Below are 19,688 nucleotides of genomic sequence, written 5' to 3' on the forward strand. Positions count from 1 at the left end.
CCTAGGCGAATCGGGACAGGGCCTAGCCTTTGACCGCCCCTTCGAGCGCACCGCTCTGCAGGAACAGCCGTTGGAACACCAGGAACAGCGCCACCGGGATGACCGACGAGATGGCGAGCGCGGCGAGGAACACGTCGAGCTCGACGTAGCGCTGCAACGCGGGCAGCCGCACCGAGAGCGGCTGCACCGCCGGGTCGGGCAGCACCAGCAGCGGCCAGAGGAAGTCCTTCCAGCTGGCCACCACCGCGAACACCGACACCACGCCCAGGATCGGGCGCGAGAGCGGCAGCACCACCGACCAGAACACCCGCACCGGACCGGCGCCGTCGACCCGTGCGGCCTCCAGCACCTCTCGCGGCAGGTTCGCGAAGAACCGTTGCACCAGCACGACGTTGAACGCGCTGGCACCGGCGGGCAGCCACACCGCCCAGAACGTGTTGATCATCCCGGTGCGCACGACCGTCAGGTACAACGGCACGAGCAGCACGATCGCCGGGACGAACAACGTGCCGAGCACGACCGCGGTGACGAGCTTTCCGTAGCGGGGCCGCAGGATCGCCAGCGCGTACCCGGCCGTGGTGGCCACGACGAGCTGCACCAGCCACGAGCCGGCGGCGATGATCACGGTGTTGAAGAAGTACTTGTCGATCTCCACCCGCGTCCACGCGGTGACCAGGTTGGCGAGGTCGACGCCGGTGGGGAAGACCGTCAGCGGTGTGCGCAGGGTGTCCTGGGTGGGCGTGATCGCGGCCTTGGCGAGCCACAGCATCGGCCCCAGCCCGGTGAGCAGCAACCCGCCCAGCAGCACCGCCTGCACCGCGCGCAACGTCCGGCGGATCGCCGGGGTCGCCCGTTCCGACGGGGAGATCAGCCCGCGCTTCACGTCGCACTCCAGGACTTGGTCACTCGCAGGTAGAGGGCCGAGAGCACGGCCAGGACGGCGGCGAGCATGATGCTCAGCGCGGTCGCGGCGCCGTAGTCACCGCCGAGGCTGCTGCCGAAGGCGTAGTCGTAGATCAGCAGCAGGACCGTCATAGTCGAGTTCGCCGGACCGCCGCCGGTGAACAGGAACGGTTCGAGGAACACCTGCGCGGTACCGATGATCTGCAGGATGAACGTCACCAGCAGCACTCCCCGCAGCCGCGGCAGGGTGACGTGCCAGATCTTGCGCCAGATCCCCGCGCCGTCGATCTCGGCGGCCTCGTACTGCTCGGCCGACACCCCGGCGAGTGCGGCCAGGTAGATGATCACCGTGCCGCCCGCCGCCGCCCAGGTCGCCTCCAGCACCAGCGCGGGCATGGCGCTGCCGGGGTCCTGCAGCCACTGCCACGGCCCCAGGCCCACCCAGCCGAGCACGGTGTTGAACACCCCGGACGGGCTGGCGTCGTAGAAGAACTTCCACAGCAGCACGGCAACCACCGGCGGCACGACGACCGGCAGGTAGGCCAGTGCGCTGAACAGTCCGCGACGGGCCCGGACCTCGCTGATCAGCACGGCGGCGACCAGCGGGATCGGGTAGCCGAACACCAGTGCCAGAGCCGCGAACCACAGCGTGTTGCCGACCGCGGTCCACAGCAGCGGGTCCGCGAGCACCTGGGCGAAGTTGTCGAGTCCGACGAAGTGCACCGGGCCGACGAGGTTCGTCCGCTGGAAGCTCATCACCACCGACTGCGCGATCGGCGCCCAGGAGAAGACCCCGAACACCACCAGCAACGGCAGCAGGAACAGCAGGGTGGTCAGCCCGCCTCGCCGGACCCAGGTGGAGGGAGAGCGCCGCCGGGATGACGGTGAGGCGGGCAGAACCGGGGACTGGACGGCCACGCTCAGCCCCGGCCGATCGTGCTCTGCGCGTCGGCGTCGGCCGCCTTCAGCAGCGCGGCGATGTCAGCCCCACGATCCGTGAGCAGCTTCTGCACGGTGGTGTCCAGGATCTTGTAGACCTCCTGGGTGGACTTGGTGGGCTCGGTGACCAGCGGCTGGTCGAACATCCGGTCGGTGTAGGGCTTCATCTGCTCCAGCGGCACGTTCACGTACTGCTTGACCCACTCCTGCTGCTTGTCGTACGTGGCGCGGTCCACCACCGGCAGTGCGGGCACCCCGACTGGCTGCTTGGTCTCCGACAGCGTCTTCGCGTCGGCGACTGCGGCGTCCTGGTTCGTCAGCTTGCCCATGTAGTAGAAGTCGATCCACTTCACGGCGGCGTCCTTGCCCCGCTCGCCCGCGTTCGAGCTGACGACGGCGAGCGTTCCGCCACCGAGCACACCCGCGTCGGGCTTGTCGGCCAGCGGCAGTGCGGCGACGCCGTAGTCGGCGGGCTTGAGGCCGTTCTGGGTGAGCAGGTTGCCGTAGTTGCCGCCGCCCGAGACGTACATGCCGATGCGGCCGGCGGCGAAGTCCTGGTTGATGCCCGCCCAGTCGTAGAGGAAGTTCGCGCCCATCGAGTTGTCGTCCCACCGCATGGCGCGCAACGTGGTGAGGACCTCGGTCATCTCCGGGGTGTCGACGGTCGCCTCGGCGGTCTCCCCGTTGATCTTCTCGGTGCGCCCGCCGAACGCGTAGTCGAGCGTGGTGAGGATCCAGCCGCCGGTGTTGCCCTGGGTCATCTGCGCGTACCCGGCCTGGCCGGTGCGATCGGTGATCTGCTTGGCCGCCTTGCGCACCTCCGCCCACGACGTCGGCGGCTTGTCCGGGTCGAGTCCCGCCTGGGTGAACAGCGTGCGGTTGTAGTGCAACGCCTGGCCGTAGGCGGCGATCGGGACCGCCCACTGCTTGCCGTCGGCCGACTGGCCCGCCTTGGCGACGGTCGGGTTGAGCCCCGAGGCGTAGGGCAGGGCGCCGACGCGGGAACTGATGTCGGCGATCTGCTTGCGCTCGATGAGCCCACGACCGTCGGTGAACGGCACGGTCAGCACGTCCGGTGCCGTGCCGCCCGCCAGTTGCGCGGTGAACGTGGCCGCCGTCCAGGTGTACTCCTGCGGCTTGACGTCGATGTCGGGGTTGGCCTGCTCGAACTGGGCGACGCGGGCGTTGAACGCCTCGATCGCCTTGCTCTCCAGTCCGGCGTCCATGGCGACGGTCAGGACGACCTTGCCGTCGGCGTTGAGCTCGTCGTCGGGGCTGGAGCCGCAGGCGGTGATCAGCAGGGGCAGGACGAGAGCGGCGGCGAGTGTTGAGCGGTGGGACTTCATCGTCTCTCCAGGGGAACTACGCGCGCAGCCACGCGGCGGCGTCGGTGGGCAGGCGGGTCCCGTCGAGCGGGGCGCTGGTCAGCAGTACCTCGTGGTGCGGAGGCAGCGGGAGCGGGTCGGGGCCGAAGTTGACCACGCACACCACGTCGTCGCGGCGGAAGGCGATCGCGTCCGGGCCCAGGTCCACCCAGTCGAAGGACTCGCCGCGCAGGCCCGGTTCGGTGCGGCGCCGTGCGAGCACGGACCGGTACAGCTCGAGCATCGACGCCGGGTCGTCGTGCTGCGCCTCGACCGACCGGCTCCCCCACCCTTCGGGTTGCGGCAACCAGGTCGGCTCGCCGTCCTCGGGCCCGAAGCCGTGCGAGGCACCCGTTGTGGTCCACGGCAACGGGACGCGGCAGCCGTCGCGACCGGGGTCGACGCCGTCCGAGCGGAAGTGCATCGGGTCCTGCAGCACCTCCAGTGGCAGGTCCTCGACCTCGGGCAGGCCGAGCTCGTCACCCTGGTAGAGGTAGAGCGTGCCGGGCAGTGCCGCCGTCAGCAGGGCGGCCGCGCGTGCTCGCCGTTCGCCCAGCCGGAGGTCGGTGGGTTCACCGAAACGCTTGGCCAGGAAGGCGAACGACGTCTCGGCGCGGCCGTACCGCGTCACCGGGCGGGTCACGTCGTGGTTGGACAGCACCCAGGTCGCGGGCGCTCCTACCGGGGCGTGCGCGTCCAAAGTGGACACGATGGACTCGCGCAGTTCCTTGGCGTCCCAAGGGCGTCCCATGAAGTCGAAGTTGAACGCCGAGTGCATCTCGTCGGCACGCAGGTAGCGGGCGAACCGCTTCTGGTCGTCCAGCCACACCTCGCCGACCAGCACCCGCGGTTCGGCGTAGGAGTCCGCGACGGCACGCCAGCCGCGGTAGATGTCGTGCAGCTCGTCGCGGTCGATGAACGGGTGCTCGCCGGCGGCGTAGGTCTCCGGCACCTCGGGCAGCGCGGGGTCCTTGACCGGCATGGAGGCCGAGTCGACGCGGATGCCCGCCACCCCGCGGTCGAACCAGAACCGCAGCACGTCCTCGTGCTCACGCCGCACGTCGGGGTGGTTCCAGTTGAGGTCGGGCTGCTCGGGCGCGAACAGGTGCAGGTACCACTGGCCGGGCCGGCCGTCGGCCTCGGTGACGCGGGTCCAGGTGCCGCCCGCGAAACTCGACCGCCAGTTCGTCGGGGGCAGTTCCCCCCTGCCCTCGCGGAACCAGAACCGTTCGCGCTCAGGCGATCCGGGGCCTGCTTCGAGCGCGGCCTGGAACCAGACGTGGTCGCTGGAGACGTGGTTGGGCACCACGTCGACGATCGTGCGGATGCCCAGCGCGGCGGCGTCGGCGATGAGGGCTTCGGCGTCGGCCATCGTGCCGAACGCCGGGTCGATGGCGCGGTAGTCGGCGACGTCGTAACCGCCGTCGGCCATCGGCGAGAGGTACCAGGGCGTGAACCAGATGGCGTCGACACCCAGGTCGCGCAGGTGGCCGAGGCGCGACCGCACGCCGGCGAGGTCGCCGACCCCGTCGCCGTTCGCGTCGGCGAAGCTGCGCGGGTAGATCTGATAGATCACCGCGCTGCGCCACCAGGGCGCGTACGGCTTGTCCGTCGTCACGGTGCGATTCCCCTCATTCGAGTCCAGGCGCGCAGCAGCGTGCCGATCATCGCTGATCAGAGTAGGTATAGCGCTATATCTGCGTGGTGTGGAAAGCTAGCCTGCGGCACGGTGGGTGTCAACGGCGGAAATCGGAGGGGCGCTCTTGCGGGTCACATTGAAGGACATCGCGGAGGCGGCGGGCGTCAGCGTGATGACCGTGTCGAACGTGATCAACGGCAAGAGCGCGCGGGTCTCGACCGAGACCATCGAACGGGTGCGCCGGATCATCGACGAACGCGGCTACGTGCCCAGCGCGTCGGCCCGCAGCCTCGCCGCCAACCAGTCCCGCCTGATCGGCCTGCTCGTGCCCGCGGCCAGCGAGGACAGCCTCGCGATCAGCCCGCACAACATCGCGATCATCGGCCAGATAGAGCGCAGGCTCCGCAAACGCGGCTACCACCTGCTGCTGCGCGGCGTCTCCGACACGTCCGAGATCGGCGAGGCGCTGCGCTCGTGGAGCCTCGACGGCGCGGTGCTGCTGGGCTTCCTGGACGAGGAGATCGCGGACCTGCGCCGCCAGGTCACCGGCGCCACCCCGGTGCTCGCGATCGACAGCTACTCGGACAACCCGCTGACCACGGGCGTGCGTTCCGACGACTTCACCGGCGCCCGCCTGGCCGCTTCGCACCTGTTGTCCTTGGGGCACCGCGGAATCGTCTTCGCCGGCCCGTCGTTCACCGACGTCGGTGTCGTGCACGAACGGTTCCTGGGCTTCCGCCAGGCGTTCGAAGAGTCCGGCGTGTCCTTTGCGGACTGTCCTGTCGAGACTCTCAACACCACGCACGAGAACGGCGTCGAGCTGGGCAGGCGCCTGCTCGACACCCACCCCGACGCGACCGCGGTGTTCGCCACCGCGGACATCCTGGCGATCGGCCTCATCGAGGGCCTGCGGGAGGCCGGGGTCGGCGTCCCGGACAGGGTGTCCGTGGTCGGCTTCGACGACCTCGACATCAGCGCCTACATCACGCCCAAGCTGACGACCATCGCACAGGACATCGTCGGCAAGGCCACCCACGCCGTCGACCGCCTGCTCACCCTCGTCGACGGCGGCGACCGGCCCGCCGGCCACCTCGTGCTGGACGTGCGCCTGGTGACCCGCAACTCGACGGCGCCACCCAAGGACAGACCCTAGCTCCCGAGGACCGCGTTGAGGCCGCTCGCCTGGGTGCGCCAGTCCAGCTGGTTCGGGCTGCCACCGGCCCAGCGCTGGCCGATCCGGTTCAGCGCGTCGCGGTCCGAGGCCCACACCGAGTCCGCCTGCCGGCGCGCGTACTGCTGGTAGGCGGCGGAGTTCGTGGCCCTCGCCAGGTCGTTCAGGTAGCGCAGGAAGATGCCCTTGAACTGCTTCTGGTTGTCGTCGCAGGAGTTCGAGCCGACATCACACGACTCGGTGAGCACACCGCCGCGCGTGAGCACCGGGCTCGCGATGGCCGAGTCCGCCAGACGCCGTGCGGTGTCGAGATATCTGGTGTCGCCGGTCGCCCGCCACACCTCGACGAACCCACCGACTCCCAGCCCCTGGTTGTAGGTCCACACCGTCTGGCCGTTGTTGCGGCAGTCGCCCGTCAGCCCGTCGTTGACGAGACCCTGTGAACTGATCAGCCCGCTGCCGAGGTACCAGTCCGCCGCTGCGCGGGCGCGCTGCAACCACACGGAATCACCGGGTGTGCGCCGGTGGACGGCCGCGGTCAGCCGCAGGTACTGGCCGTTCGTGACGGCGTTCTTGTAGGTGCGTTCCCGGTCCCACCAAACACCGCCACCGCACGTGCGGGTGTCCCAGTACTGGTGCACGTACGCCGCGATCGTGGTGGCCATGGCGAGGTAGCGCTGGTCGCCGGTGTGGTCGTAGGCGGCGATCCAGGTGAGCCCCCACCACGCGCTGTCGTCGATCGAACGGGTGATGAAATCGCCCTCGATCGGATCCGTGCCACGCTGACCCGCCGCGAAGGCACCCCGGTTCACGTCGAAAGTGCGCGCGACAACCCAGTCGTAGTCGCGGATCCCGGAGTCCATCACGGCGGAGAGCGTCGTCGCCGAGTTCCACCAACTCGCCGGCCACCAGGCGGAGGCGGGGTCGTAGGAGTACAGGAGCGCGTCGGCGGCGGCACGCGTCCTGGTAGGCACCGGCCGCGCCCACGCCGTGCAACTGCCTTCCTGGTGCGCCGCCTCCCTGCCGCACGCCCGCACCGCCCCGCCGAAGTGCCGGCCACGCGGATCCCTGGTGGCGAACATGGTGGTGCGCGTCGAACCCGCGCCGGTCGGAGTCGCGGTCCGGCCGAGCGACGACCCGCCCGGCCAGCTGACACCGCCGTCCCAGGACCGGTCGAGCCACACCTCGTCGCCCGCCCCACCCGCCTCGATGCTCGCCCACGCCATCGCGTTCGCGTCCGTGTGCAACCTGATCACCCGGCCGAACAACGTCGTCGGCGGCACCGGCTGCAGATCACCGTTCGCCTGCCCGGCGTTCGTCCGGTCGCACAGCACGTCGCACACCGTCGGATAGATCCACTCGGTGCAGGTCACCGCGGCGGCGTCCCCACACGTGCGAATGATGCCGCGCCGGTGGTGGCCGGGGTCGGTGACGTTGTACATCAGCGTCCTCGTGCCCGTCCACGTTCCCGGGATGCTCGCCCTGCCCAGCAGGCCTTCCCAGCTCGCGCCCCCGTCCCAGGAACGGTCCAGCCAGACCGAGTCGCCGGTTACGCCGTTGTCGATGCTTGCCCACGCCATGCCGTCGTTGTCCGACACGTGCAGGGACAGGCGTCGGCCGTTGAGGTGTTTGTCCGGGATTGGGAAGGTTTCCTGCGCGGCCTTCGACGGGTCGAGGGTGTCGCAGGACAACACGCACACTGCTGCCGCTGCGGCGGCCGACGGGTTGCTGGACGGGAGCAGGTTGGTTGATGGAGGGCCGCTGGGTGGTGCGGTGATGGCCTGGCTGGCGGGCGGAGGGCTGACCGGCGGCGCGGTGCCAGCCGAACTGGTGGACGGAGGGCTGCCGGGCGGTGCGGCGCTGGCCGGGTCGGCGGGCGGAGGGCTGCCGGGTGGTGCGGCGCTAGCCGGGTCGGCGGACGGAGGGCTGCCGGGTGGTGCGGCGCTAGCCGAACTGACGAGCAGCGGACTAGCGAGCGGCGGACTAGCGAGCAGCGGGCTGCTGAGCGGCGCACTGCCGGCGGGCTGCGCACTGCCAGGCGGGCCCACGTGTGGAGGGCCCTCGGGCGGCGGAGCGCTGTGCGGCAGGGAGATCGGCGCCACCAGCATCAGGAAGGCCACCACGAGGTTCAGCACGCCGACCACACTCCCCGCATCCATGGGAACGCTCTCATGGTCTTGACCTCGGAGCGGTCCGGTCAACGGAACGACCGGTTCTTGTCCAGGACAACATCGACGCCCAGCAGACCCCCTGCGGAGCACCCAGTGTTCGGGTCTCCTGCGGCACAACGAGAAGCCTGCTCACCCCGCTCGTCGCCGCGGCACAACGAGAAAGCCCGCCCACCCCGCTCGTCGCCGCGGCGGCGCGAGTGGGATGAGCGGGGGGTGGGCGGCCGGCGAGATCGCGTTCTACGTCAACGCTCCCACCGAGTCCGCGCCCGCGCACGCGGCGATCGAACGGCTCAGGTGGCCAGCAGCGCCTCCAGTGCCACCGCGGTGTCCGGGTGGCGGTCCAGCAGCGCCACCCCGCCTGGTGCGGCCTGCCACGAACCCTCACAGCCCAGCAGGTCCGCCACCGCGTCACAGGTCGCGGGGTGGGAGCTCAGCAGTGCCAGGCCCTTGCCGGTGCTCGCGCGCACCACGACGGGTGCGGGCTGGGCTAGCCACGGTGGGACCCACTCGTCCAGTGCCGGGAGCCTGCCGGGGAACACCCTGCCCGCTTCGCGGACGAGCAGCGGGACGAACTGTGCGCCGCGTGAGCGCAGGGTGCTGATCAGGGTGGGCAGCCATGGCAGCAGCAGTGCGTCCGGTAGGTGGGCGAAGGCGTTGGACATCGTCTCCACCACGAAGTCCACCAGGCTCGGCACCGGGTCGAGGGCGTGCACGAAGCCGCTGAGGTAGCGCGGGTAGCTGGGCAGGGACAGCGGGTTGCCCAGCAGATCGTCGCATCTCGTGCGCAGCTCGGAGCGGGACAGGGTGCCCAGGTGGACCTGGGCGGCCCACAGCAGCGCCACCTTCGACGGTTCCTCCGGGTGGGACTGGGTCACCGCCAGTTCCAGCTGGGTGCGGTCGCAGCCCAGGGACAGGGCCAGGGACTCCATGCTGAACAGGAAGCCGAGCATGGCGGCCACCTGGTCCACGCCCGCCTCGTCGTCGGTGAACGCCGTCGGCAGCAGGGTGCAGTAGTGCGCGTAGCCGGTGCGGACGAAGGACTCGATCCACTGCGGCAGCACGGGCTCGTTCGTGCGGTAGTAGGCGAGCAGGCGGCGGGAGCGGCGCAGGACCTCCGGGGCGCCGTCCACCGTGCGTTCGCCGGCCAGCACCGCCAGCGCTCGGGTGCCGAGTTCGCCCGCCAGGCGTGGGCTGTGCAGGTAGCGGATGGCGTCCTCGACGGCTTCGAGGACGCTCGCGGTGGTGGCCTGCGGGGCGTAGGCGCTGCGGCGCAGGCGTTGTTCCACCACCTGTTCGACGCTGACGCCCTCGTAGCCCAGTTCGATCAGGGACCGCTGGTGCGTGCCGAGCGCCAGGTCCCAGGACTCCTGGATCGGGCGTTCACCGAGCTTCCGCTCGCCCATGATCGGACGGGCCGCGCCGGGCGGCATCAGGTAGCGCAGCATCCACAGCAGGTTCGAGCAGGGTTCGAGCTCCGGCCGCGAGGTGATGTCGAGCAACGCACGCTGCACACCTCGTTGCTGGAGTTTGAGGTCCAACGGGACGAGGCGGTCGTGCACGTCGCGGGCCAGTGGCGGCAGCGCGTCGTAACCGACCTGCCCGATGCGGTCGCCGCCCATCATGATCTCGACCAGGCGCCGGACGTCCCGGCGGCCGGGGACCACGTCCTTCTCGATGCACGTGACCGCGGCGTCCTGGAAGTCGTACGGGGTCGGCCTCGCCCGGTCGCGCATGCCCGCCAGCAGGATCGAGGTCTCGAAGACCGCGATCGCGTCGGCGGTGGAGGCCAGGTAGCCGTTGCGGCGGGCCGCCCGCACGATCTCCACGGACCAGTCCAGCAACTCGGCCTCGTCCAGCCGGTCGAGCACCGGCGGGCGTTGCAGGAAACCGGAGAGCTGGTCGGCCGTGGCCACCTCGTCGGCGGGAGCGGGCAGCGCGGCGGGTTTGCGGGCCTTCTTCCCACCCGCCTGGCCCGCCAGCTGGAACGGCTTCACCTTGGTCCGCCGCAGGTTCTTCGTCCACTCGGTCGCCGCGATGGACACCGAGCCCGCCGCCAGGCCGAACTGCGCCTCGATCGCCGCGTGGCTCGACGGGATGAGGCCGTGCTGCCACTTCGTCGCGCTGCGCGGGCTGATCACGAAGCCGTCGCCGCCGTCGACGCCGAACTCCGCCACCCGGCTGGCCGCGTGGAAGGCGCCGCAGACGTACAGGCAGTCCGCCGGGTCCGCCCCGGTGACGGCCAGGTGCTCGCGCATCCGGGTCCACATGTACCGCTCGCGGTCCTCGTCGACCCGCACCCGGTGCGGATCACCGGGGGCCAGCCGCCGGAACAGGCTGCCGATCAGGAACATGACCTGGCGGTACGTGTCGTGGTCGCTGTCGCCGAGCGGGAGCTCGACGTACTGGTGCCACCACTCCGACCAGTGCCGCACCTTGCCGTGGTGCAGCAGGTGCTCCTCCAGTTCGGCGAAGCGCGGCCGCAGGTCGCCGATCTCCACACCGACCGCGTCGCCGTGCAGCGCGTCCTCGTCGGCCTGCTTCGTCTCCGGCGGCTGCCACTGGAACACGTGGTCCGACGAGCGGTCCACCAGGACCAGTTCGACCCCCGGGGTGTCCAGCGCGTAGGCGATCGCCTGGTACTCCGCGGACGCCTCGGTGATCGGCGCGACCACCGACAGCGGCGCCCACTCGGCCGGGAACCCGTCGACCTCGCTCGAGAACGCCTGCACCGCCACGGGAAGACGGCAGTTGCGCAGCTCGGTGAGCAGCGGTGCCATGTCCTCGCACAGCTCCAGGTAGATCACCTTCGGCTGCTTGTCCCGCAGCCGGCGGGCCATCGCCACCGCGGACGACGGCGAGTGGTGGCAGACCGGGAAGATCTCGAGCGGCTCGGAGACCGCCCGGTCGACGTCGTCGACCATGCCGAGCAGGATGCCTTCCAGGGCACCGGGTCCGTCGGCGAACGTCGCCGCCGCCTCGTTGAGCTGCGTGCGCAGCGACTCGAAGCTCACGAGAGGGTGGCGATCGTGTCACGGCCGCCGGCGAGGAACTCCGGCCATTCCCCGCCCTCGTCCTTGCCGCGCGGCTCGACCACGCCGTGCAGGTACTTGTTCATGATCGCCAGGTCCTCGGGCGCCCGCCGCGACAGCGACCCCACCAGCGACGAACCGAGCGTGCGCGCGGTCAGCGCCTGGTTGCCGAAGAAGTTGCTGTGCAGGATGGCGTCCTCCAGCACGCCGATCTGTTCGGCGGTGGAGAGCGCGGACTCCAGCTTCTCGTCGTCGCTGCCCGCGGCGGCCGAGGCGGCGCGCAGGTCGGCGAAGCTGCGCAGCAGCACGTCCAGCAGGGTCGGCGGCACGTCCAGCTCGATCTGGTGGCGGCGCAGCAGTTCCTCGGTGCGGAACCGGACGATCTCGGCCTCGCTCTTCTTGTTCGTCACCACCGGGATGCGCACGAAGTTGAAGCGCCGCTTCAGCGCCGACGACAGGTCGTTGACGCCCCGGTCACGGCTGTTCGCGGTGGCGATCACCGAGAAACCGGGCTTGGCGAACACGATGTTGTCGGTGTCGAGCTCCGGCACGGAGATGTACTTCTCGGACAGGATGGAGATCAGCGCGTCCTGGACGTCGCTGGTCGAGCGGGTCAGCTCCTCGAACCGGCCGATGGTGCCGGACTCCATCGCGTTCATGATCGGCGACGGGATCATCGACTGGCGGGACTGGCCCTTCGCGATCACCATCGACACGTTCCACGAGTACTTGATGTGGTCCTCGGTGGTGCCGGCGGTGCCCTGCACCACCTGGGTGGAGTTGCGGGAGATCGCGGCGGCCAGCAACTCGGCGAGCCAGCTCTTGCCGGTACCGGGGTCGCCGATGAGCAGCAGGCCGCGGTCGGACGCGAGCGTGACGATGGCCCGCTCGACGATGCCGCGGTCGCCGAACCACTTCTGCGCGATCTCCCGCTCCAGGCCGTCGGACCGCTCGGCGCCCAGGACGAACAGGCGGATCATCTTCGGCGACAACCGCCAGGAGAACGGCTTGGGGTTGTCGTCGACCGACTCCAGCCAGTCGAGTTCCTCGGCGTACTTGAGCTCGGCGGGGGCGCGCAACAGGTCGGACATGGTCTCGTGGTGCCTTTCGAGCGGAAGAAGGAGGTCAGGAGGTGAGGAAGGTCTTGAGCTCGTGGACGAGCTTGCGGACGTGGCCGGAGACCACCGGTGTGCCCAGGTCCTTGAACCGCTCGCGGAACCACGGGTTCACGCTGCCGCGGCCCGAGCTCGTGACCGAGCCGACCGGGATGAACTTGGCCCCGGAGCGGTGGATCGCCGCCATGCAGTCGAAGAGCTGCTCGACGCGGGTCTCGTAGAAGTCGGAGATCCACACGACCACCGTGTTCGCCGGCTCGGCGATCTTCGCCTGGGCCAGCGCCATCGCGACCATGCCGTCGTTGCCGCCGCCGAGCTTGGTGCGCAACAACGTCTCGAACGGGTCGCCCACCCACGGAGTGAGGTCCAGCGCCTGCGTGTCGTAGGCGATCAGGTGCACGTCGACCTTGGGCAGCCCGGCGAAGATGGACGCCAGGATCGCGCAGTTGACCATCGAGTCGACCATGGAACCGGACTGGTCGACCACCGCGATCAGCCGCTGCGGCGTGGTCTTCCGCGCGGTCTGCCGGTAGTAGAGGCGGTCGACGTAGAGCCGCTCCTCCTCCGGGCTCCAGTTCGTCAGGTTCTTCCAGATCGTGCGGTCGAGGTCGAGGTTGCGGAAGACCCGCTTGGGCGGCACCGACCGGTCGAGCGTGCCCGCCGAGGCCTTCTCGACCTCGGTCCGCAGCACCTCGGCCACCTCGTCCACGTACCGGCGGATCAGCGACTTGGCGTTGGCGAGCGCCACCCCGGACAGGTTGTCCTTGTCGCGCAGCAACTGCTCGATCAGCGACATGCTCGGCGTGAGCTGGGCGGCGAGCGCCGGGTCCGCGAGCACCTCGCGCAGGCGCATGCGCTTGACCAGATCCGCTTCCATGGCACCGAGTTCGGGACCGATCTGCGGGATCAGGGTGCTCAGGTCCGGAGTGCCGGACCCAGTCCCGGTGCCGGTCCGGCCCGCCTGCGGGCCGCCGCCGCGCAGCTGGCCCGGCTGACAGCCCAGCGCGCGTTCCAGCCAGCCCGCGTCGGCCTGCCACCGGGACAGCTGCCCGGCCGTGACGGGGCCGGAGCCGGTGCTGAAGACGTTGAGCAGCACCTTCGACACCAGCGCGGCCCGCCGCACCTCGGCCTCCCGATCGCGCTCGTCCCCCGCCTCGGGGACCATCACGCCGTCGAACTCGGCGGCGAGCTCCGGGTGGCGCTGCACGATCGAGTCGACACCCGCCTGCTGGTCGAGCAGCGCGGGCGGCAGGCCGATGTCCTGCAGCACGGCCAGGCTCGCGGACTCCAGAGTGGACTGCTCCTCGTGGTCGAACAGCCGAGACAGCAACCGCCAGTAGAGGACCTGCCGGCGGTTCTCCTGTGCGTCGGTCATTTGCGCAACAACCTTCCGGCGCGCTCGCGGAGCACGGTCGCCGCGTCGGTCGCGGCCTTCTCCGCCTTCACCCCGGCCTTGTCCGCCGCGCCACCGGCCCACGCGCCGGCGTGCACCGCCACGGTCTTCTTGCGCGCGGTGGTCTCGACGGCGAGCGGCTGGACGCGGAACGTGCCCGCGTCCCACCGCAGCAGGCCGATGCACGCGGTCGACGCCGCCACCGCCTCCGGGGTGAGCGGCCCCGCGGCCGGGACCCGGTCGGTGTCCACGGCGACGGGCTGCCCGGCGAACGAGAACGTCAGCGCCTCGTCGGTCTGCTCGGCGGTGTAGCCCTCCAGGAACACGGGCACGGCGATGCGGGCGGGATGCCGGTCGAGCGGTGCCGTCGGCGACGCGGTCGCGGCAGGCAGGGCTACCCGCGCGGTGACGAACGGATCAGCGGGGGCGCCGGGCTTCGCGTGCTCGGCGCGCCACAGCAGGTCGCCCTCGGCGGTGATCGGCATGTCGGTGAGGTCCATGGACCTGCCCTCGCTGACGGCCGCCAGCAACGACAGGTGCGGGCGCAGCAACTGCCAGATGCCGGCCCCGATGATCGTGTCCGGCTTCGGCGCGGACACGCTGGCGCGCACCAACCGGGGCGCGCCGCCGCCGGCCGGTTCGAACACGGCGTGCACCTGGGCCTGCGCGGCGGTCGCGTGCTCGTGCAGGTCGACGCCCAGCGGCAGCAACCGGCCGGTCACCGTGCTCGTGGGCGCGTCCATCACGCCCGGCAGCGTCAGCAGCAGAGCGCGTGACCACAGATCTCCCCAGCGCCGCACCGGAATCCGCTCCAGCGCGGAGCCGGGACACGAGGCCGCCAGCTCGGCCGCGAACCCGTCGAGCAACGCGGCCAGCCTGCGCAGGCGAGGCTCCGGCAGCAGCGCGGAGACCACCGGCGCGGCGCCGGAGACCAGATCGTGGTCGATGCCCTGCCACCCGGCTCTGGCGAGGTCGGCCAGCCAGGACCGCGCGGCCAGCAACAGGTTCTCGGTCTGGCCACCTCCCGGCACCGGGTCGCTCGGGCCCGCGTGGGCACGTCCGGTCGCCTGCTCGATCCGCTCCACCAGCGCGTCGTGCACCGAACCGAACAACGCGATCCGGGCCGCCGCAAGGGAAAGGAAGTGCTCCTCCCCCGCGGCACCGGCCGCCGCCTTCTCCGCGGCCTCCGCCACCCTGGGCCCGAGCGGGGACGCCGCCATCGCGTCGGCCAGCGCCACCAGCCCGGCGGCCTGGGCGGGTTGCGGCCGCAGCAGCCCCGCGGTCAACGCCTGGTCGGCACCGGCGACGGCCGCCAGCACCTCGTCGATCCCGTCGACGGGATCGGCCAGCAGATCGGCGCGCATCACACCACCGCCCCGGTCGGCGGGAACCACTGCAGCTCCGGCACCGGTGCCGTCGTCGGAGGAAGCTCCACATAGGCCAGATGACGCAGGAAGCGGCTGAACACCTGTGCCGCGGCGGCACTGTCCGCCTGCGACGGCCGCGTCCCCGTCATGACCGAGTGGATGACCTGCGCGTCCACGTCAGCGCCCTCGACTCGCAGGTACCGCGCCACCCGCTCCGCCCCGTACTGCAGCACCGCCTCGGTGATCAGGGCGAAGATGTGGTTGCAGAACGACCCCCGCGCGCCGCCGCACGGCCGGTTGTTGTTGGTGCTGCAGGCGAACTCGTAGCTGCCCGCGGCAACCGACGAGACGTACACCCTCTCGATGTCCGACCCACTGGACACCACACCCTGCAGCCGCCCGTCCGCCAGTTCCACGAACGGCACCTTGGCGAGCTTGCGCGGGCGAGCGGGTGGCAACACCCGCGCCGTGCTCGCGCTTTCCCAGTCTGACAACGATTCCTCTCCTTGCCCCCGAGCGAGTCGATCCGCCGGTCCGGCGGTGCAGAAGGGACGTTAGCGGCGAGCACCGACAATTTTTGACGGTCTGGGTCCGCCGGGCGGATTTCGCCGGAAAGTTCCTCGAAAAAAGTTCTGGGGGCGATGTCGGATCGGGGTCGTGGTGTTCGTAGCAGGGGTGAGGCCGCCCGAAAGAGAGGCGGCACCGAAGCGAAGGACTCTCGACCATGAAGCTGACGACCGTCACCCAGATCACCCTCGACGGGGTGGTGCAGGGCAACGGAGGCGCGTCCGAGGAGGACCGCCGCAACGGGTTCGAGCGCGGTGGCTGGGCGCGTGGCAAGGGGGACGCCGGTACCAGGGCGTTCATCAACGAGACCTACCAGCGCGCTGACGCGTTCCTGTTCGGACGGCGGACCTACGACCTGTTCGCCGGCTCGTGGGGAACGTTCACGGAGGCCGACGTCCCCGGCTCGGAGCCCGTGCTGCGAGCGTTGAACGCCCGGCCCAGGTACGTGGCCTCGACGACGCTCGCCGATCCGCGCTGGACTGGTACCACCGTGTTGTCCGGCGACCTCGTGGGCGCCGTCGCGGATCTCAAGGCCAAGCCCGGCGGTGAGCTCCAGGTGCACGGCAGTGGCACCCTGATCCGGTGGCTGCTGGCGAACGACCTGGTCGACGAGCTGACGCTGATCGTGGTCCCGGTGGTCGTCGGCCAGGGAACGCGGCTGTTCCCGGAGAACGGCCCGGACCTCGCACTCGACCTGCTCGAGTCGCGCGCCGACACGAACGGCGTGGCGATCCAGGTCTACCGGACCGCCGGACGCCCCCGGTACTGGCCGAACTGACCCGCCACGCAGGAGAGGATCTTCCGATGCGCTACCTGGTTTCCGTCGTGGACGACAAGGACAACCCCGGCAGCACGGACAGGCTGCCCGCCATCAGCGAGTTCAACGAACGACTGATCGCCGGTGGCTACTGGGTCTTCGCGGGCGGACTCGCGGACACTGACGCGGCCACCGTGGTCGACAACCGGGGCGAGCAGGCCGTGTTCAGCGACGGGCCGTTCGTGGAGTCGAAGGAGTACCTCGCCGGCGTCTGGGTGTGGGAGGCCCCCGACCTGGACGTGGCGCTGAAGCTCGCCGCCGAGGCGTCGAAGGTGTGCGACCGCAAGATCGAGGTGCGGCCGTTCCGATGAGCGACGCCGAGCAAGCGGTCGTCCGGGCCCACCGCGAGGAGTGGGCGCGGGTGGTCGCCTCCCTGACCAAGCGCTTCGGCGATCTCGACGTCGCGGAGGAGGCGGCCGCCGAGGCGTTCGCGACCGCCGTCGAACGCTGGCCCGCCGACGGGGTGCCGGCCAACCCCGGTGCCTGGCTCACCACCACCGCCAACCGCAGGGCCATCGACCGGATCCGGCGCGAGAGCAAGCGCGACGGCAAGCACGAGGAGGCTCGGAAGGTGCACGACGACACCCCGCACGAGCCCGTGGGCGTCATCGACGACGACCGGCTCCGGCTGATCTTCACCTGTTGCCACCCGGCACTCGCGATGGAGTCGCGCGTGGCGCTGACGCTGCGGATGGTCGGCGGACTGACCGTGCCCGAGATCGCCAACGCCCTGCTCGTGGCCGAGAGTGCCGTGGGGCAGCGGATCACCCGCGCGAAGGCCAAGATCAAGTCGGCGGGCATCCCCTACCGCGTGCCGTCGGCCGAGGACCTCCCCGCCCGCGTCTCCGGTGTGCTCACCACGCTGTTCCTCGTGTTCAACGAGGGTTACCTGGCCACCGGGCCCGGCGCCGGTCCCCTGCGGCACGACCTGACCGCCGAGGCGATCCGGCTCACGCGGCTGATCCGCGTCCTGCTGCCCGGCGACGGCGAGGTGGCCGGGTTGCTGGCGCTCATGCTCCTCACCGAGGCGCGGCGGGCGGCACGGGTGTCCGGCGGCGAACTCGTCGCCCTCGACGAGCAGGACCGCGGCGCCTGGGACCAGGCGTTGATCGCCGAGGGGCACGGGCTGGTGCGCGAACGCCTCGCCTCCGGGGTGGCTCCGGGCCGCTACCAGGTGCTGGCCGCGATCAACGCCGTGCACACGTCCGCCCGCGACATGCGCGACACGGACTGGTCGCAGGTTCTGGCGCTCTACGACCAGCTCGTCCGCCTCGACCCGTCCCCGATCGTCGCGCTGAACCGGGCCGTGGCGGTCGCCGAGCTCGACGGCCCGGAAGTGGCTCTGGCGACCGTCGACCGGCTCGGCGACAGACTCGACGGGTACCACGCCCACCACGCCACCCGAGCCGACCTGCTGCGTCGGCTGGGCCGCAGCCAGGAGTCGCGCGCGGCCTACGACAGGGCCATCGAGCTGGCGGGCAACACCGCCGAGATCGCGCACCTCACCCGCCGCCGCGACCAGCTGCGGAGCGGCTGATCGACACGGTGCCTCCGTCCTGATAGGAAAGATCACCGTGGGCACACGACCTCGGTTCGACCTCGTCGGCAGGGCGGCCGGCCTGCTCGGGCAACGGCTGCTGAAGCTTCCTCCCGCCATCTCGCGTGACGTGACCGTGGAACGGGACCTGCGGATCCCCACCCACGACGGGCAGACGCTGCTGGCGAACCACTGGGCGCCGGCCGGCGGTACCGGGCCCACGGCCGTGATCCGCACGCCGTACGGACGCCGGGGACCGCTGGACTGGTTGTACGGGCGGGCACTCGCCGAGCGGGGCCTGCACGTGCTGACGGTCAGCTGCCGGGGCACGTTCGGCTCGGACGGCGACTTCCGCGCGATGCGGCACGAACGCGAGGACGGCCTCTCGGTCCTGCACTGGCTCGCCGGGCAGCCGTGGGGCGGCGACGTGCTGCTGACCGGCAGCAGCTACCTCGGCTACACCCAGTGGGCCATCGCGGCGGAGGCTCCCGTGCGGGTCAAGGCGATGGTGCCGCACGTGACGTCGTCGCGGCTGGCACTGGCGTTCCTGCGGCCGGGCCGCTTCGAGATGGAGACGCTGCTCGGCTGGTCGGTGAGCACGGCTACGCAGGAACGGCCCGGCGGGATCTGGCGCGCGTTGCTCGGCATCGGACGCAAGCGCGTCCAAGCGGCCATGAGCACGTTGCCGCTGGTCGACGCCGACACCGCAGCGCTCGGCCGGCAGTGGCCGTTCTACCAGGAATGCCTGCACCACGACCAGGACGACCCGTTCTGGGCGAACGAGGACCACTCCCCGTCCGTCGGCGACGTGACCGTGCCGGTCAGCTCGATCGCGGGCTGGTTCGACATCTTCCTCGCCGACCAGCTCCGCGACCACCAGGTGCTCGCGGCGGCCGGCCGCGACGCGCACCTGACGGTCGGGCCGTGGTGGCACGGCCACGTCGGCGGGATGGCCGCGGTGCTCGGCGACACCGTCGGCTGGGCCGCCGCCCATGCGCGCGGCACCACACCACCGGGCAAACCGCCGGTGCGGCTTTTCGTGATGGGTGTGGACGAGTGGCGTGACTTCGAGCAGTGGCCACCCACCGGTTACCCGCACCAGCGCTGGCATCTCGCGCCCGGTGACGAACTCCGTCCTACGCCCAGCCCGCAGGCGTCGACGTCGTCGTTCACCTACGACCCCACCGACCCGACGCCGTCGCTGGGCGGGCCGAAGTTGGAGAGCCGCGGCGCCGGACCCGTGGACAACCGCAAGCTGGAGGCACGCGACGACGTCCTGGTCTTCACGTCGGACGTGCTGGACACCGACGTTGAGGTGATCGGCGAGGTCACGGCCGAGGTGTGGCTGCGCGCGGACCGCCCGTCCTGCGACCTGTTCGTCCGTCTGTGCGATGTGGACGGACGCGGCAAGTCCCTGAACGTCTGCGACGACCTGGTGAAGGTGCGGCCGGACGGCGTCACGAAGGTGACCGTCGACCTGTCGCCGACCGCGCACGTGTTCCGGCGCGGGCACCGGATCCGGGTGCAGGTGTCGGCCGGGGCGTTCCCGCGGTTCGCCCGGAACCTGGGCGACGGCTCTGCGCCGCACACCGCGACGGAACCGTTGCCCACCAAGGTGGAGATCTTCCACGACGCCGAACGGCCGTCCGCGATCCTGCTGCCGCAGAGGTAGAGCC

At 70.9% G+C, this 19,688-nt stretch carries 15 protein-coding genes; 5 read left to right on the forward strand and 10 right to left on the reverse strand.

What is annotated here, in order from left to right; translation table 11 throughout:
* Positions 1-22: 22 nt before the first annotated feature.
* From PV646_RS22045 to PV646_RS22060, 4 genes are read right to left on the reverse strand one after another with little or no spacing between them, the layout of a single operon-like run.
* Complete coding sequence (locus tag PV646_RS22045) at positions 23-883, reverse strand: carbohydrate ABC transporter permease (protein ID WP_500344053.1); 861 nt, start codon at positions 881-883, stop codon at positions 23-25.
* A complete protein-coding gene (locus PV646_RS22050; RefSeq protein ID WP_500344054.1) occupies positions 880-1,821 on the reverse strand; it encodes a carbohydrate ABC transporter permease in 942 nt (313 codons plus the stop codon). The genes PV646_RS22045 and PV646_RS22050 overlap by 4 nt, the downstream gene beginning before the upstream one ends.
* Positions 1,822-1,823: 2 nt before the next feature.
* Positions 1,824-3,188, reverse strand: a complete 1,365-nt coding sequence (locus PV646_RS22055; protein WP_500344055.1) for an ABC transporter substrate-binding protein — start codon at positions 3,186-3,188, stop codon at positions 1,824-1,826.
* Positions 3,189-3,204: 16 nt separating this feature from the next.
* Entirely contained in the window at positions 3,205-4,824 is a 1,620-nt protein-coding gene (locus PV646_RS22060) for a glycoside hydrolase family 13 protein (protein WP_500344056.1), read from the reverse strand.
* A 145-nt stretch (positions 4,825-4,969) separates the two neighbouring features.
* Between PV646_RS22060 and PV646_RS22065 the strand changes: the two genes are divergently transcribed.
* The gene (locus PV646_RS22065) at positions 4,970-5,998 is read left to right on the forward strand and encodes a LacI family DNA-binding transcriptional regulator (protein WP_500344057.1); all 1,029 of its coding nucleotides are present in this window, start codon (positions 4,970-4,972) and stop codon (positions 5,996-5,998) included.
* On the opposite strand, the gene PV646_RS22070 is transcribed toward PV646_RS22065, so the two are convergent.
* The 6 genes from PV646_RS22070 to PV646_RS22095 all read right to left on the reverse strand — a co-directional run bounded on the left by PV646_RS22070 (position 5,995) and on the right by PV646_RS22095 (position 15,585).
* Entirely contained in the window at positions 5,995-8,175 is a 2,181-nt protein-coding gene (locus tag PV646_RS22070; RefSeq protein ID WP_500344058.1) for a glycoside hydrolase family 76 protein, read from the reverse strand. The two genes, PV646_RS22065 and PV646_RS22070, sit on opposite strands and share 4 nt — an antisense overlap.
* Positions 8,176-8,477: 302 nt before the next feature.
* Complete coding sequence (locus tag PV646_RS22075; RefSeq protein ID WP_500344059.1) at positions 8,478-11,198, reverse strand: DUF5682 family protein; 2,721 nt, start codon at positions 11,196-11,198, stop codon at positions 8,478-8,480.
* A complete protein-coding gene (locus tag PV646_RS22080) occupies positions 11,195-12,307 on the reverse strand; it encodes an AAA family ATPase (RefSeq protein ID WP_500344060.1) in 1,113 nt (370 codons plus the stop codon). The genes PV646_RS22075 and PV646_RS22080 overlap by 4 nt, the downstream gene beginning before the upstream one ends.
* A 34-nt stretch (positions 12,308-12,341) precedes the next feature.
* Positions 12,342-13,706 carry a VWA domain-containing protein gene (locus PV646_RS22085; protein ID WP_500344061.1) on the reverse strand — a complete coding sequence of 455 codons (1,365 nt, stop codon included), beginning with the start codon at positions 13,704-13,706 and terminating at the stop codon, positions 12,342-12,344.
* Complete coding sequence (locus PV646_RS22090) at positions 13,703-15,118, reverse strand: hypothetical protein (RefSeq protein WP_500344062.1); 1,416 nt, start codon at positions 15,116-15,118, stop codon at positions 13,703-13,705. Before PV646_RS22090 ends, PV646_RS22085 begins: the two co-directional genes overlap by 4 nt.
* Entirely contained in the window at positions 15,088-15,585 is a 498-nt protein-coding gene (locus tag PV646_RS22095; protein WP_500344063.1) for a hypothetical protein, read from the reverse strand. Before PV646_RS22095 ends, PV646_RS22090 begins: the two co-directional genes overlap by 31 nt.
* A gap of 230 nt (positions 15,586-15,815) precedes the next feature.
* Here PV646_RS22095 and PV646_RS22100 point away from each other — a divergent pair, with 230 nt between their 5' ends.
* Genes PV646_RS22100 through PV646_RS22115 form a run of 4 tightly spaced genes read left to right on the forward strand, consistent with a single transcriptional unit; the run spans position 15,816 to position 19,684 of the window.
* Complete coding sequence (locus PV646_RS22100) at positions 15,816-16,436, forward strand: dihydrofolate reductase family protein (protein WP_500344064.1); 621 nt, start codon at positions 15,816-15,818, stop codon at positions 16,434-16,436.
* Between the two features lie 26 nt (positions 16,437-16,462).
* A complete protein-coding gene (locus PV646_RS22105) occupies positions 16,463-16,786 on the forward strand; it encodes a YciI family protein (RefSeq protein WP_500344065.1) in 324 nt (107 codons plus the stop codon).
* A complete protein-coding gene (locus PV646_RS22110) occupies positions 16,783-18,012 on the forward strand; it encodes an RNA polymerase sigma factor (RefSeq protein WP_500344066.1) in 1,230 nt (409 codons plus the stop codon). The genes PV646_RS22105 and PV646_RS22110 overlap by 4 nt, the downstream gene beginning before the upstream one ends.
* 37 nt (positions 18,013-18,049) lie before the next feature.
* Positions 18,050-19,684: a CocE/NonD family hydrolase gene (locus PV646_RS22115; RefSeq protein WP_500344067.1), complete on the forward strand. Its 1,635-nt coding sequence runs from the start codon at positions 18,050-18,052 to the stop codon at positions 19,682-19,684.
* Positions 19,685-19,688 lie beyond the last annotated feature (4 nt).

It is taken from the genome of Streptomyces sp. ID05-26A, from assembly GCF_033794685.1.
Lineage (GTDB): Bacteria > Actinomycetota > Actinomycetes > Mycobacteriales > Pseudonocardiaceae > Lentzea.

Coding starts and splice junctions, on each gene's coding strand:
- PV646_RS22110 (WP_500344066.1), top strand. CDS start 16,783: ATGAGCGACGCCGAGCAAGCGGTCGTCCGGGCCCACCGCGAGGAGTGG.
- PV646_RS22105 (WP_500344065.1), top strand. CDS start 16,463: ATGCGCTACCTGGTTTCCGTCGTGGACGACAAGGACAACCCCGGCAGC.
- PV646_RS22070 (WP_500344058.1), bottom strand. CDS start 8,175: ATGGATGCGGGGAGTGTGGTCGGCGTGCTGAACCTCGTGGTGGCCTTC.
- PV646_RS22085 (WP_500344061.1), bottom strand. CDS start 13,706: ATGACCGACGCACAGGAGAACCGCCGGCAGGTCCTCTACTGGCGGTTG.
- PV646_RS22100 (WP_500344064.1), top strand. CDS start 15,816: ATGAAGCTGACGACCGTCACCCAGATCACCCTCGACGGGGTGGTGCAG.
- PV646_RS22055 (WP_500344055.1), bottom strand. CDS start 3,188: ATGAAGTCCCACCGCTCAACACTCGCCGCCGCTCTCGTCCTGCCCCTG.
- PV646_RS22080 (WP_500344060.1), bottom strand. CDS start 12,307: ATGTCCGACCTGTTGCGCGCCCCCGCCGAGCTCAAGTACGCCGAGGAA.